Origin of the sequence: Burkholderia sp. AU4i, assembly GCF_000466765.1 — a bacterium.
Classification (GTDB): Bacteria; Pseudomonadota; Gammaproteobacteria; order Burkholderiales; family Burkholderiaceae; genus Burkholderia; species Burkholderia cepacia.
The window spans coordinates 1-14,254 of the sequence record NZ_ASSI01000141.1 but is presented as its reverse complement, the minus strand read 5'-3'; the positions used below and the strand labels follow the sequence as shown (position 1 = coordinate 14,254).

Annotated in this window: 11 protein-coding genes; 8 read left to right on the top strand and 3 right to left on the bottom strand. The window is 69.9% G+C overall.

The window, feature by feature from the left end; translation table 11 throughout:
- From L810_RS29505 to L810_RS29495, 3 genes are all read right to left on the bottom strand, one after another.
- Positions 1-1,661 (bottom strand): FUSC family protein (locus L810_RS29505; RefSeq protein ID WP_042976663.1); only part of this gene is annotated, 1,661 nt, incomplete at its 3' end.
- Positions 1,642-2,691, bottom strand: coding sequence for a multidrug transporter subunit MdtN (mdtN, locus tag L810_RS29500; protein ID WP_021161910.1), 1,050 nt, complete (start codon positions 2,689-2,691; stop codon positions 1,642-1,644). The genes mdtN and L810_RS29505, both read right to left, overlap by 20 nt.
- Positions 2,688-2,981 (bottom strand): hypothetical protein, encoded by a 294-nt coding sequence (locus L810_RS29495; RefSeq protein WP_011354664.1) that lies wholly within the window; start codon positions 2,979-2,981, stop codon positions 2,688-2,690. The genes mdtN and L810_RS29495 overlap by 4 nt, the downstream gene beginning before the upstream one ends.
- 577 nt (positions 2,982-3,558) lie before the next feature.
- On the opposite strand from L810_RS29495, the gene L810_RS29490 reads away from it, so the two are divergent.
- From L810_RS29490 to L810_RS29455, 8 genes are all read left to right on the top strand, one after another.
- Positions 3,559-4,707 (top strand): metallophosphoesterase, encoded by a 1,149-nt coding sequence (locus tag L810_RS29490; RefSeq protein ID WP_021161908.1) that lies wholly within the window; start codon positions 3,559-3,561, stop codon positions 4,705-4,707.
- Between the two features lie 164 nt (positions 4,708-4,871).
- On the top strand, positions 4,872-5,477 hold the full coding sequence (locus L810_RS29485; protein ID WP_021161907.1) for an alpha-ketoglutarate-dependent dioxygenase AlkB family protein: 606 nt from the start codon (positions 4,872-4,874) through the stop codon (positions 5,475-5,477).
- Positions 5,478-5,817: 340 nt separating this feature from the next.
- Entirely contained in the window at positions 5,818-6,024 is a 207-nt protein-coding gene (locus L810_RS29480; RefSeq protein WP_021161906.1) for a hypothetical protein, read from the top strand.
- 328 nt (positions 6,025-6,352) lie between these two features.
- Positions 6,353-6,784: a type II secretion system minor pseudopilin GspI gene (gene gspI, locus L810_RS29475; protein WP_042976664.1), complete on the top strand. Its 432-nt coding sequence runs from the start codon at positions 6,353-6,355 to the stop codon at positions 6,782-6,784.
- Positions 6,768-7,430: a PulJ/GspJ family protein gene (locus L810_RS29470; protein WP_021161904.1), complete on the top strand. Its 663-nt coding sequence runs from the start codon at positions 6,768-6,770 to the stop codon at positions 7,428-7,430. Before gspI ends, L810_RS29470 begins: the two co-directional genes overlap by 17 nt.
- A 186-nt stretch (positions 7,431-7,616) precedes the next feature.
- Positions 7,617-9,839 (top strand): tetratricopeptide repeat protein, encoded by a 2,223-nt coding sequence (locus L810_RS29465; protein ID WP_021161903.1) that lies wholly within the window; start codon positions 7,617-7,619, stop codon positions 9,837-9,839.
- 42 nt (positions 9,840-9,881) lie between these two features.
- Entirely contained in the window at positions 9,882-12,125 is a 2,244-nt protein-coding gene (locus tag L810_RS29460; RefSeq protein WP_042976661.1) for a tetratricopeptide repeat protein, read from the top strand.
- The coding region (locus L810_RS29455) for a tetratricopeptide repeat protein (RefSeq protein ID WP_042976660.1) at positions 12,122-14,254 on the top strand (2,133 nt) is incomplete at its 3' end. The genes L810_RS29460 and L810_RS29455, both read left to right, overlap by 4 nt.

Below are 14,254 nucleotides of genomic sequence, written 5' to 3'. Positions count from 1 at the left end.
AGCGCGCGCCGCTCGGCCGGCTGCGCGACCTGTGCGACGCGCCGCCACTGGTCCGTCAGCGCGGCGAGTCCGGCGTCGATTTGCTTGCCGATGCTGACGGGCCAGATGCGCGTGAACACGAGATACACGACGACGTTGCCGAGCAGGATGCCGATCGTGCGGTCGCGCGCGATCGTCAGGTCGAAACCGGGGCCGGCGCCCTGGATCACGCACAGGAAAAACGCGAACGCGATCTGGAAGCCCGCGTATGCGATGCGCGGCGAGCCGAATGCGACCCACGCGGCGAGCCAGCCGCCGGCGAACACCAGCGCCATCAGATGGCCGACCGACGACAGCGACGGCACGACGAACACGAGCGCGGCGGTGCCGAGCAGCGCGCCGACGATGCAGCCGAGAATCCGCAGCGTGAGCTTCTCGACCGTCTCGGCCGTCGAGCCGAGCGACACGATGTAGCAGGTGACGACGCACGTATGGATGCCCGACCAGTCGAGCTGCGAATACAGCAGGTAGCAGAAGATCGCCGCGGCGGTTGTCTTCAGTGCGTAGCGGATGTGGTCGGGATTGGTGCGCGCGTCGGGCAGGAAGAAGCCGTTGCGCGGTGCGGGCGGCGCGGCGGCAGGCGTTCCGGGCGCGGCCGCCGGCGTGTTGGCCGCGGCGGCCGGCGCATCCGTCGCTGCTTCGGCCGCTGCGACCGGTTCCGCGAAGCGCGTGATCGCCGCATGGATATCCGTGACGGCGACGCGCGCGAGCGGCGGCAATGTGTCGGCCGGCGGCAGCGTGAGCGTCACGTCGACGGGGTAGCCGCCCTGGTCGAGGATGTCGGCCATCTCGTCGAGCGTCGCGGCGATCGGGGTGGCGTACGTGTCGGGCAGGCGCGCGCCCGGTTCGCGATCGGCCAGCGCGACGCCGACGAGCAGCGCGGTGCTCGATGCCACGGCCTGGCGCAGCGCCGCGAAGTCGGCGGCGGACGACGAGCCTTCGAGCGTCGACAGCTTGAGCCATGTGAGCAGCTGCTTGTCGCCTTCATGAAGGCCGGCATCGAATGCGTCGCGCGCCGCATCGTCGCCGCGCAGCCGTTGCGCGGCGAGCCGCAGGCGTTTCGCGAGCTGCGCGTGCGCGAGCTTGCGTGGCGACGGCGCGATCAGCAGGTTGACGACGATCGCGACACCGGCCGGGATCGCGATCGTCAGCCAGATGTACAGCAGCGCGCGCGTCGCGGCTTCGCCGAACGGCGCGAGGCCGAGCTGGTCGAGCCCGAAGCCGACGATCATCGCGAGGATCGCGCCCACCGGGCGCAGCTTGCTGGCGGAAGTCAGGTACAGGAGGGCGACCGACAGCACGGCCATGCACGCGACCCGCAGGATCGAATAGTCGATGCTGAAGATCGCGATGCCGAGCACGAGCCCGATCACGATCGTGACGATCAGCAGCAGCGCGGCCGCGAGCACGACGCTCGTCACGCGGTCGGCACGGATCATGAAGAACACGACGTACGCGGACAGCGCGGCTTCGGGCGTCCCGTATGCGGCCGTCACGAACGCGGTCAGCGCGCAGATCAGTGCGACCCGCGCGGCAATCGACGCGCGCCCCGGAAACGGTGCGAGCAGCCGCAGGACTTCGCGCGGGCCCGGCGAGCGAACCTCAGCGGCAGGCAGTGCCATGCCGGACCTCGACGATCGCGCTGGCGCCGACGCGCACGAGCGTGCCGTCGGGTTCGTCGAGCTTCACGCGCACCGGGAAGCGCTGCGCGACGTGCACCCAGTTCACCGAGTTCTGCACGATCGGCAGCGAGCGCGGCAGGTTGATGCGCGCGCTGTCGGCGATGCCCGCGCCGATGCCGACGACCTTGCCCGTCAGCGGGCGGCTGCGGTCGATCATCGAATAGACGGTCGCGCAGTCGCCGACCGCGATGCGGCTCAGCGCCGTCTCGCGGAAATTGCCGACCGCGAACCATTCGCGCGCGTCGATCAGCGTGAAGATCGACTGGTTCGGCGCGAGGGTTTCGCCGGCGAGAACGGTCAGGCCCGTCACGAGCCCGTCGTGCGGCGCGCGCACGACGGTGTCTTCGAGCGCATGCTGCGCGCGCGCCAGCGCGGCCTCGCGCGCATGCAGCGTCGCGATCGCGTCGGCTTCGTCGCCGATCGTCTGCGCGGACGCGCGCTGCTGTTCCTGTGCCTGCGTGAGCGACACGGCCGCGTCGCGCTGGCGAACCTTCGCCTGGTCGAACTGCTGCGCGCTGACGTAGCCCTGCGCGGCGAGCGGTGCGAGCCGGTTCACGTCGCGCGTCGCGAGATCATGGTTCTGCGTCGCGCGCTTGACCTGCTCGGCGGCCACGGCCGCGTTCGAGCGCTCGCCGATCAGCGAACGGCGGCGCGTGTCGAGCGACGCGCGCGCGAGCTCGAGGTCGGCCTGCGCCTGTGCAACCGTCAGCCGGTACGGCACGGGATCGATCACGTACAGCAGGTCGCCCTTCGCGACGCGCTGGTTTTCATGCACCGCGAGCTGCACGATGCGGCCGCCGACCGGCGACGCGACGTGCACGACGTCCGCGTCGATCGACGCGTCGTCGGTGGACGGGTAGGCCGTCGTGCGGAGGTACGCGTAAGCGAGTGCGGCGATGCCGAGCGCGACGATCGCGAGGGCGATCACGCGGCCTTTGACGGAGGGGCGGGCGGTGCCGGCGGCCTTCATGCGAACGGCCCCGTGCCGGTGAGCCACACGATCACGGCGACCACGAGCCCGATCGCGGTGCAGACGGCAAGCTGGTAGGGCACCGTGGCGGCCCAGCCGGTCGCGACGAATACGCGGTGCGCGACGATCGCACCGATCACGCCGACGATCGCGCTGACGAGCCAAAGCGGGAAATATGCGCCGAACAGGACGTACGACGGTGCACCGCGCGATGCGCAACCCGCGAGCGGCAGGGCTGGCGCAAGGACGGCGGCGACGCGCAAGGGCGCGCGCGGCGTTGTTTTTCTCATGATGTGACGAGCTCGACGGTGGGGGTGGATGCCGGGCGCGGCGCAATGCGGATCGTCGCCGCGACGACGATTCCGGGATACGGAGCCGATAATAAATCAGCGCGGTGCGGATCGCCAGCCATCCGTCCCGCGCAACATGGCGGCGCGTGGGCGGTTCAGGGAGGCCGGTCCGCACGGCCGGCATCGCGTTTTCGCAACCGGGGGCAGCGCAGACCGGGCCGTCGCGATTCTGCCAGTGCGGGCACGCGTAGGGTTGCTAACGAACTGTAAAGGATCGTCAGACGAACGGAGCGGGCTGAATTTGCGATGTCGGGAGAGCGGAATCGGTGCGCAATCAGGGCGGAAGCGGTCGATTGTCGTTTGAACGCATGGTAATCAGGCGGCCCGGCGGGCCGATGAGGGCGCGGTCGCGCGCCGTGCCGGACGGCATCGACGCCAAACCCGGCGACCGGTCGTCGCCGCCGCGATCTGTGTACCATCGTACGCATGGCGCGGCGCGCGGAACGAAGCCTCACGGCCTCGTGCAACGCACGTCGCGGAAGCGTCAAGGCCGTATCGCAACGAAGGTGAACGTTCCATGCGAAGTTTTTTTGTCCGGTTCATTGCAATCGGCGTGTTGTTCCATCTGTACGTCGGGATGCGGATCATTCCCGATGCGTTCGCGTCGCCGGTCGTGCGCACGATCGCGGCGCTCGTGCTGGCGAGCTTCGTCGTGCTGATCCCGGTCGGCATGTTCTCGCGCCGCTTCGACGAAGGCTGGGCCGCGACACTGGCCGGCTGGGCCGGCTCGGTCGTGATGGGCTTCTTCTCGTCGCTGCTCCTGCTGACGTTACTCCGCGAATTCGTGCTGCTCGGCGTGTTTGCATGGCGGCATCTCGGGCACGACGGCGCGTGGCCAGGCGCGGCGACCGGCACGGCGCTCGGCGTGCTGGCCGGTGCGGTGTTCGTTACCGTGGTCGGGTTCGTCGGCGCGCGCCGCACGGCGGCGGTCAAGCGCGTGTCGATCCCGGTCGAGGGGCTGCCGGCGGGGCTCGACGGGCTGACGATCGTGCAACTGTCCGACATCCATGTCGGGCCGACGATCAAGCGGCCCTATGTCGAACGGATCGTGCGCGCGGTCAATGCGCTCGAGGCCGACCTCGTCGTCGTGACGGGCGACGTGGTCGACGGCTCGGTCAAGCGCCTGCGCGAGCACACGGCGCCGCTCGGCCGCATGCAGTCGCGGCACGGCAGCTTCCTGGTGACGGGTAACCACGAGTATTACGCGGGCGCGCACGCGTGGATCGACGAATTCCGGCGCATCGGGCTGACGGTGCTGCTCAACGAGCACGTGCTGATCGACCACGACGGCGCGCACGCGGTGCTCGCGGGCGTCACCGACTTCACGGCGGGCGGCTTCGATCCCGCCCATCGCAGCGATCCCGAGCAGGCGCTGGCGGGTGCGCCGCGCGAGGTGGCCACGAAGATCCTGCTCGCGCACCAGCCGCGCAGCGCGGAAGCGGCGAACCGCGCGGGGTTTACCGTGCAGTTGTCGGGGCACACGCACGGCGGCCAGTTCCTGCCGTGGCCGCCGTTCGTGAGGCTGCAGCAGCCGGTGATCGGCGGGCTGAGCCGCTTCGGCGATCTGTGGCTGTATACGAGCCGCGGCACCGGATACTGGGGGCCGCCGAACCGCTTCGGCGTGCCGTCCGAGATCACGCTGATCCGGCTGACGCGCGGCGGGTAGCGCACGGTTACATTCGCGGGGCTGCCGCCCGCCCGTCGTCAGCGGGAGCCGGGCGGGCGGCAGCCTGCCTCGTCTGCGAATGACAGCGCATGGCGGCGTGCGATGCCGTTGGCTAGTATGCAGGCATGCACCGTTCGCTCCGCTCATCGCCCGTTCCTCCTGACATGTCGACGCCCGATCTTTTTGCCGACACGCCCGCTCCCGACGTGGACTGGTACCCGGACTGGCTGGCGCCGCCCGATGCCGATCGCGCGCTGGCCGCGCTGATCGACGAGGTCGCGTGGCGTCAGGACACGATCCGCACGCCGCGCGGACGCATTCCGTTGCCGCGGCTCACCGCGTGGCAGGGCGAGCCGGATGCCGTCTACGTGTATTCGGGGATCCGCAACGTGCCGGCGCCGTGGACGCCGGCCGTGCTCGACCTGAAGCGCGCGGTCGAGGCGGCGTGCGGCGCGCGTTTCAACAGCGTGCTGCTCAATCGCTACCGCAACGGGCTCGACAGCCTCGGCTGGCACGCGGACAACGAGCCCGAGCTTGGCGATGCGCCGGTGATCGCGTCGGTGAGCCTCGGTGCGATGCGCGTGTTCGACCTGCGCCATCGCGCGACCGGTGTCACGCATGCGTATCGCCTCGTGCACGGCAGCCTGCTCGTGATGCGCGGACGCACGCAGGCCGAATGGCAGCATCGCGTGCCGAAGGCGCCGGACGTGCAGGGCGAGCGCGTGAACCTGACGTTCCGGCGCGTGATGCCGGCGGGTACGGGCCGGTAACGATCCTCGTCGCCGAGGTGCCCGGATCGCCGGGCGATTCGCGCCCCGATTTTGCGAGCCGCGGGCGACCGATGCAGGCAAGCGGTCGAGCATGCGGCACGTTGCCGCATGAGTACCGAACCGTGTGCGATCGATCGGCGCTGAGACCCGTCCCATATGGATTTCAGGCAAATTCGATCGACCGCCCGGTACCGATAGATGAGTGAAACCTCTGATGGTGCGTCGCAACAATCCTTGACTAGACTGTCGAATGGCAGAAGCGCGTCGTATCCCGGCGCGACCCTTTCGACATGCCCCGAGCGTCGCCGATGCGGCGCGCAAGGGGGCAGGAGTAAAACGCGTGACCGTAATCGACCCTTCCTTCGAACCCTCGCTGCACGTCTTTGAACAAGACGGCGGATGGCAATGGGCGCTGACGGTGAAGCGGGCGACCGGCGTTGGCGTGAAAGTCGTTGCGTTCAGCCGGGAAGGCTTTCGCGGCGAGGCCGAGGCTTATGCCGCCGGCCAGCTTGCCCGCGCCGCGTATGACGCCGCCGTGACCGCCTGACGCCGTCGCGTCGATCCCGCCCGAGGATCGCCTTCACCGCTCACCACCCGTTGCCGGGTGTTTCTTTCGATCGCTTCCCGTTTTCCATCCGTTTGCCCGCCCGCCGGGCCGCGTTGTGCCGTGCCCGTCGCGCGATAGCGGAGGCGGCGCGCCCGGGCGCCCGTCCGTCCGGGCTGCCCGCGCCAAATGGTCCGTACCATTCGACACGCGTGTGCCATACGCCGCGCTTAATGTCCGTGCACGGCGTCCGTCGCGCCGGCGATGCGGCTGTGAGCCGCGATCGGCATACCGGACGCCGGACGACGACCCATCGACAAGAATGCAGGTCATGTGCGACGACAGAACCGACTACAACCGCCATGCGCGCGGCGGATCGCGCACGGCGCGGGCGCCGCAACGGGGATTCACGCTGATCGAGGTGCTGATCGCGCTGGCGATCGTCGCGGTGGCGCTGGGTGCCGTGATGCGCGCGATCGGCGCGCTCGCGTCGGATACCGACATGGCGCGCATGCGCCTGCTCGCGTTATGGAGCGCCGACAACGCGCTCGGCGAGATCCGCATCGCCTCGACCTGGCCTTCCGTCGGCACGAACACGTTTGCATGCCCGCAGGGCCGGTACCGGTTCGTGTGCCGCCAGTCCGTGGCCGCGATGCCGAGCCCGCTCGTGCGGCGCGTGACCGTGAGCGTGTATCCGTCCGCGTCGAGCCGCAACGTGCTCGCCGAGGTCGTCACGGTGATCCAGAATGAAGCGCGCCGCTAACCCGCGCGCGACGGCGCGTGCCCGAGGCTTCACGCTGATCGAGATGCTGGTCGCGATCACGCTGCTCGCCGTGATCGCGCTGCTGTCGTGGCGCGGCCTCGATGCGACGATCCGCGGCCGCGACGATATCGCGTCGAATCTGGCGCAAACGCGTCTGCTCGGCCGCTACTTCTCTCAACTGCAGTTCGACCTGACGAACCTCGTCACGCCCGACGAAGTGTTCGGGCCGCCGCTGCGCATTCGTCCGGGCGAACTCGTGATGGTGCGTCATCTCGGCGTCGGCGGCGGACCGACGCAGATGCAGGTCGTGCGCTACCAGCTCAAGGGGCGCGAACTCGTGCGCAGCGCGTCGCAGCCGCTTGCGTCGCTTGCCGAAGTCGACGACGCGCTGCATCACATGGATGCGCTCGTGCGCGTCGTGGTCAGCAATGATGCGCGCTCGATGCAGGTGTCCGTATGGATCCCGCCCGGCGGCTGGACGACGAGCCAGGCTGACATCGAACAGTCTTATGCGCAGTTTCTCGCGCAGCACGGCATCAGCAACTCGACGTCGATCGGCGTGCCGGTGCCGCGCGGGGTGCGCTTCTCGGTCACGATGGGCGCGCCGGCGGTCGAATACGTGCGGACGATCCCGATCGGACAGTAAGCGCGATGCCGTCCGGCGTACGCGGCGAGGCCCCGAAAGCCGTTCCGTCCCCCGGACAAAATGGTCCGTAACTTTCGTCATACGTCTGTTATTGGCCGTCCGTTAGTCTCGTGACGAGCATGACCGCCGCGACCGGTTCCATCGGCCGGTTCAGCGGCGGCGTCGGCAAACGGGAAGGGGGCGAACGTGACGGTCGAGCACCGGCATGATGCACACGCGGGCGCGTCGGGACACGACGCGCGCGGGCAATGGCAAGCGGCGGCGATTCTGGGCCGCGCACAGCAGTGGCATGGCGCCGGTCGCTTCGACGACGCGGCACGGGAATACCTCGCGGTGCTCGCGAAGGAGCCCGATCATCCGCAGGCGCTGCATCTGTACGGCGTGCTGCAATTCCAGCGCGGTGCGGCCGATCAGGCCGAAGCGCTGCTGCGCCAGTCGGTTGCGATCGCCCCCGACGTGCGCGCATTGTCGGATCTCGGGGCGATCGTCGGCGAGCGCGGCCGCGTCGACGAAGCGCTCGGCCATTTCGCGAACGCGCTGCGCGCGGCGCCCGACGACGTGCAGACGCTCGTGCGCCACGGCAATACGTTGATCGGCCTGTGCCGCTACGACGACGCACTGGCGTCGTTCGACCGTGCACTGGCGGTGTCGCCGCTCGTGCTCGACGCGCTCTGCAATCGCGGCGGCGCGCTGCGCGCGCTCGGCCGCCTCGACGACGCACTCGACACCTACGACCGCGCGCTGATGGTCGATCCTCAATCGTTCGAATCGTGGTTCAACCGCGGCCTCGTGCTGCGCGCGTTGCGGCGCGCGGCCGATGCGCTGCATTGCTTCGATCGCGCGAACGCAATCCGCCCGGGCATCGTCGCGATCATGGCCGAGCGCGGCCGTACGCTTGCCGAGCTCGACCGCCTCAACGAAGCGCTTGCCGCCTTCAACGACGCACTCGCGGCCGATCCCGCGCGGCTCGACGCGCTCTGCGACAGCGCGGCCGTGCTCGAACGGCTCGGCCGTGCGGACGAGGCGCTTGCGCGTTGCGAACGTGTGCTGGCGCTCGATCCGGATCACGCTCGGGCGCTCGCGAGCCGGGGCAATGCGCTGCTGCAACTCGGGCGCCACGACGATGCGCTCGACAGCCATGACCGGTCGCTCGTCATCGATCCGCGCTCGCCCGACACGCTGTGCAATCGCGGCACCGTGCTGCGTGACCTGCAGCGCTTCGATGCGGCGCTCGCGAGCTATGACGCCGCGCTGGCACTCGACGAGCGGTTTGCTGAAGCGTGGGCGAACCGCGGCACGGTGCTGCGTGACCTGCATCGTTACGAAGAAGCGATCGCGTCGCTCGATCGGGCGCTCGAGCTGCGCCCCGATCTTGCGACGAACTGGCTGGCCCGCGGCAACGTGCTTGGCGAAACGGGGAAGGTCGAGGAAGCATTCACCGCCTACGATCGCGCGCTCGCGCTGCAACCCGACTTCGCCGCCGCACATTGCGCGCGGGCAGCGCTGCACCTGGCGGAAGGCGATTTCACGCGCGGCTGGCGCGGCTACGAATGGCGGTTACACGATCCGCGGCTCGCGCGCCATGCACGGCCGTTCACGCAGCCCGTATGGCGGGGCGACGAACCGCTCGATGGCAAGACGATCCTGATTCATGCGGAACCGGGCATCGACGACACGCTGCAGTTCTGCCGTTATGTCCCGCTCGTCGCGGCGCGCGGCGCGCAAGTGGTGCTCGAGGTGCAGCCGTCGTTGCGCGTGCTGATGGCGTCGCTCACCGGTGCGGCCCGCGTGATTGCGCGTGGCGAGCCGCTGCCCGCCTTCGATTGCCATGTGCCGCTGCCGAGCCTGCCGCACGTGTTCCGCACAGAAGCGGACACCATTCCCAATACTGCCGCGTACCTGCACGCGGACCCGCAGCGAACGCGCCAGTGGGACACGCTGCTCGGCGAACGGCGCAGGCTGCGCGTCGGACTCGCGTGGGCGAGCGAGTCGACACGACCCGATGACGCCGGCCGGTCGATCGATTTCGCGCAACTCGCGCCGCTGTTCGATCTGAACGTCGACTGGATCAGCCTGCAGCAACCGCTGCATGAGCGCGACGCCGCGCGGCTGGCGGATGCGCCGGTATCTCGCGTCGACGACGAACTCGGCGATTTCGCGGACAGGGCCGCGTTGATCGGCGCGCTGGATCTCGTGATCGCGGCCGATTCCGCGGTCGCGCATCTGGCGGGGGCGCTGGGCGCGCGCGTGTGGGTGCTGCTGCCCGACCCGCCGGCGTGGTGCTGGATGCGCCGGCGCGACGATAGCCCGTGGTATCCGTCCGCGCGGCTGTTTCGCCAGCCGGCACCCGGCAACTGGGCCGATGCGATCGACGCGGTGCGTGCCGCGCTCGAACCGATGACACGTTAGACACGACACGCGATACGAACAGCGACCAGTGGGGGCCACACGATGACACCGAACGGGGAAGGGACGACACTTGCGAGCGCGCCGGTCGCGCCGGATCGCCGCCCGCCCGACACCATGCAGCTCGAACGGCTGCTCTTGCGCGCGCGCAAGGCGCATCATGAGGGCGCGCTGCAGCATGCGGAGCATGCCTATGCCGAGTTGCTGGCGCTCGATCCCGAGCATCCGGAGGCGCTGCATCTGCTCGGCGCGGTACGGTTCCAGCAGGGGCGCCTCGACGATGCCGAGCCGCTGATGCGGCGCTCGGTCGAGCGCCAGCCGGTGCCGCTCGCGCTCGCGAACTACTCGGCGGTGCTGGCCGGGCTCGGGCGCGAGCACGATGCGCTCGCGCGGCTCGACGAGGCGCTCGCGATCAATCCCCTGCATCAGCGCGTGCTGTTTCAGCGGGCCGGGCTGCTTGCGCAACTCGCGCGATACGACGAAGCATGCGCGGTCTACGATCGCCTCCTCGAACTGACGCCCGGGTTCGCTGACGGTTACGTGAAGCGCAGCGACATGCTGCGCGCACTCGGCCGAGCCGGCGATGCGCTCGCCGATTGCGATCGTGCGATCGCACTCGCGGGCCGCACGTTCGACGCGATGCGCGCGCGCGGGCTTGCGCTGCGTGATCTCGGCCGCTTCCGCGATGCAGCGGACAGCTATGGTCACGCGCTCGCGCTGCGGCCGGGTAGCGCCGATGCGCTGTTTCTGCGCGGCGTCGCGTATCTCGACCTGCACGACCCCGAACATGCGCTGGCGGATTTCAACGCGGCGATCGCGGCGAGCCCGACGTTCGTCGATGCGATTTTCAACAGCTCGGTCGCGCTCGAACAGCTCGGCCGACACGAAGAGGCGTTGATGCGTTGCGACCGCGCGCTTGCGATCGATCCGCGCCATGCGCGCTCGCTCGCCAATCGCGGCAACGCGGCGAGCCATCTGGGCCGCTTCGCGGATGCGGTCGACAGCTATGCGCGCGCGCTCGAAGTCGAGCCCGGCAGCACGGGCGTGCTGTGCAACTACGCGAGCGCGCTGATGCAGGTGGCCCGTCACGACGATGCGCACGACATGTGCGACCGCGCGCTGGCGATCGATCCGCACTATGCGCCCGCATCGTTCACGCGTGCGCGTGTTCGACTCGAAACGCACCGCTACGACGACGCGCTCGACGATCTCGCCCGCGTGATCGCCGCGACGCCGCGCGACAAGCTCGCCCACTTCCATCGCGGCAGCGCGTTGCGCGCGCTTCGGCGGCACGACGATGCGCTGCACGCGTATGCGGAAGCGATCGACATCGATCCCGACTATGCGCTGGCGCACTGCATGCGCGCGTTTCTGTGCCTGTCGATCGGCGACTTCGAGGCCGGCTGGGCCGAATACGAATGGCGCTGGCGCGACAGCCAGCTCGACGGCAGCCGGCGCGATTTCGCGCAGCCGCGCTGGACGCACGGCATGCCGCTCGACGGGCAGACGATCCTGCTGTATCCGGAGCAGGGGCTCGGCGACACGTTGCAGTTCTGCCGCTACGTGCCGCTCGTGAAGGCGCTCGGCGCACGCGTCGTGGTCGAGGCGCCGGTCGAGCTGAAGGCGCTGTTCGCGACGCTCGACGGCATCGACGTGCTCGTCGCGCGCGGCGACCCGCTGCCGCCGTTCGACCTGCATTGCCCGTTGTTGAGCCTGCCGCTCGAATTCTGCACCGACCTGTCGTCGATTCCGGCGGGCGGGCCGTACCTGCGCGCCGATCCCGCACGAGTCGAGCACTGGCGCGCTCGGCTGGGGGAGAGCGACCGGCCGCGCATCGGCCTCGTGTGGTCCGGCAACCCGCTGCACCTGAACGACCGGAACCGCTCGATCACGCTCGCCGACCTGTTGCCGCTGCTCGACGACCGCTACGAATGGATCAGTTTGCAGAAGGTGATCCGCGACGAGGATCGTCCGGTGCTCGATGCGAGCCCGATCCGCTTCGTCGGCGACGAGCTGACGGATTTCGCGGAAACGGCCGCGCTGACCGAGGCAATGGATGCGGTGATCAGCGTCGATACGTCGGTCGCGCACCTGGCGGGCGCGCTCGGCCGGCCGCTCGCGGTGATGCTGCCGCACACGCCCGACTTCCGCTGGCTGCTCGATCGCGACGACAGCCCGTGGTATCCGGGTGCGCGACTGTTTCGCCAGCCGGAAGGCGGACAGTGGGCGCCCGTCGTCGAGCGGCTGCGCGACGCGCTGCCGGCGCTGGTGGCGGGAGCGTCGCGATGAGCACGGCGCAGGCACCGGCGTTCGGCGCGGGTGCCGCGCCGCTGCGGGCCGCCGTCGACGATGCCCTGCGCAATGCGCGCGCACGACTCGAGCAACGCGACTACGCGAGCGCGAGACGGCTCTACGAGGGTGTGCTGGCGATGATGCCCGATCACGTCGAGGCGCTGCATCTGCTCGGGTTCGTGCATCTTCAGCTTGGCGACGCCGTGCGCGCGGAGCCGCTGATCGCGCGATCGATGCAGTCCGGGCTGAATCACCCGTGGAATTTCGTGAATCATGCGCAGGCGTTGAGCGGCACGGGCCGTCATCGTGAAGCGCTGAACGCGGCTGCGCAGGCGCTCGAGCGCGATCCCGGCCATGCGCAGGCCTACGCGGCGCGTGGCGACGCGCTGCATGCGCTCGGCCGGCACGGCGAAGCGGTCGGCGCCTACGATCTTGCGCTGACGCGCGAGCCGGGCCGCGCGGTGTCGTGGGTGCGGCGCGGCGAGGCATTGCGCGCGCTCGGCCGGCCCGCCGACGCGCTGATCAGCATCGAGCGCGCGCTGCGGATCGCGCCGGACGACCCGGCGGCGCTCGCCGAACGCGGCCATGCGTTGCGTGCGCTCGGCCGCGGCAACGAGGCGCTGCATTGCTTTCAGCTTGCGATGGTGGTGCGCGGCAAGACGCCCGATCTCGTCTACGCGTGCGCCTATACGCTGATCGAACTGGGGCGTCCGGCCGAAGCGCTGGCGTGTCTCGACGAAGCGCTCGCGCGGATGCCGGACGACATGCAACTGCTGTTCGTGAGTTGTGTCGCGCTCGACTTGCTGCATCTGCGTGACGAATTGCTGAAGCGTAGCGACCGGCTGCTGGCGCGCGACCGCGACAACGTCGGCGCGTGGGTCGGCCGCGGCAACGCGCTGCTCGGGCTGCGGCGGCACGAGGAAGCCGCACACGCATATGGCGAAGCCCTCGCGCGCGCACCGGCGGATTTCGACGCGCTGCGCAACCGGGCCGGCGCGCTGCGGGCGCTCGGTGCGTTCGACGAAGCGCTCGCGCATTACGACCGTGCGCTCGAAGCACGCGGCCTGCACGCGGAAGTGCTGTGCAATCGCGCGATCGCGCTGCAACTGCTCGGCCGCTGCGACGATGCGCTCGCGAGTTACGCGGCGGCCGTCAGCGCGCCGGGCCGGACGGCGCAGGAGATCTACGCGCGCGCGGTGGCACGGCAGCAACTCGGCGACCATGAAGCCGCGCTTGCCGATTTCGCGCTGGCGAGCCGGCGCGACCCGAATCACGGCGTCGCGCGCCGGTCGGAGGCGTTCTGCCGTCTGGTGACGGGCGACTTCGACGCCGGCTGGCGGCAGCATGAAGCGCGCTGGGATGCCGCCGACGTGACGCTGCATCGGCGTCATGCGGACCGCCCGCAATGGACTGGCGACGAACCGCTCGCCGGCCGCACGCTGCTGCTGCATGCGGAGCAGGGATTCGGCGACACGCTGCAGTTCTGCCGCTACGCGAGCCTCGCGCACGAGCGCGGCGCGACCGTGGTGGTCGACGCGCCGGCCGCGCTGGCCGACCTGCTCGGGACGCTGCGCGGCGTGAGCCGCGTCGTCGCCGACGGACAGCCTGCGCCAGCGTTCGATTTGCATTGCCCGCTGATGAGCCTGCCGTTCGCGTTCCGCACGACGCTCGACACGGTGCCGGCCGACGTGCCGTACCTGCATGCCGACCCGCAACGGCGCGCCGCATGGGTCGAACGGCTCGACGCGGCCGCTCCGCCGCGACGAATGCGCGTGGGGCTCGCGTGGTCGGGCAATCCGGTTCATGCGAACGACGAAAACCGGTCGATGACGTTCGCCGCGCTCGCGCCGCTCGTCGCGCTCGATGCGACGTTCGTGAGCCTGCAGGTCGGCGTGCGCCCGCGTGACGCCGAAGCTTTCGAGGCAAGCGGCGTGCTGTCGTTCGAGGCCGAGCTGAAGGATTTCGCGGAAACGGCCGCGCTCGTCGACACGCTCGATCTGGTGATCGCCGTCGATACGTCGGTCGTGCACCTGGCCGGTGCGCTCGGACGCCCCGTGTGGGTGATGCTGCCGCGCGTGCCGGACTGGCGCTGGCTGCTCGAACGCGACGACAGCCCGTGGTATCCG

Bases quoted from the DNA above. Each gene is read 5' to 3' on its own strand.
- L810_RS29460 (WP_042976661.1), top strand. From the start codon at position 9,882: ATGACACCGAACGGGGAAGGGACGACACTTGCGAGCGCGCCGGTCGCG.
- gspI (WP_042976664.1), top strand. From the start codon at position 6,353: ATGTGCGACGACAGAACCGACTACAACCGCCATGCGCGCGGCGGATCG.
- L810_RS29495 (WP_011354664.1), bottom strand. From the start codon at position 2,981: ATGAGAAAAACAACGCCGCGCGCGCCCTTGCGCGTCGCCGCCGTCCTT.
- L810_RS29485 (WP_021161907.1), top strand. From the start codon at position 4,872: ATGTCGACGCCCGATCTTTTTGCCGACACGCCCGCTCCCGACGTGGAC.
- L810_RS29470 (WP_021161904.1), top strand. From the start codon at position 6,768: ATGAAGCGCGCCGCTAACCCGCGCGCGACGGCGCGTGCCCGAGGCTTC.
- L810_RS29490 (WP_021161908.1), top strand. From the start codon at position 3,559: ATGCGAAGTTTTTTTGTCCGGTTCATTGCAATCGGCGTGTTGTTCCAT.
- mdtN (WP_021161910.1), bottom strand. From the start codon at position 2,691: ATGAAGGCCGCCGGCACCGCCCGCCCCTCCGTCAAAGGCCGCGTGATC.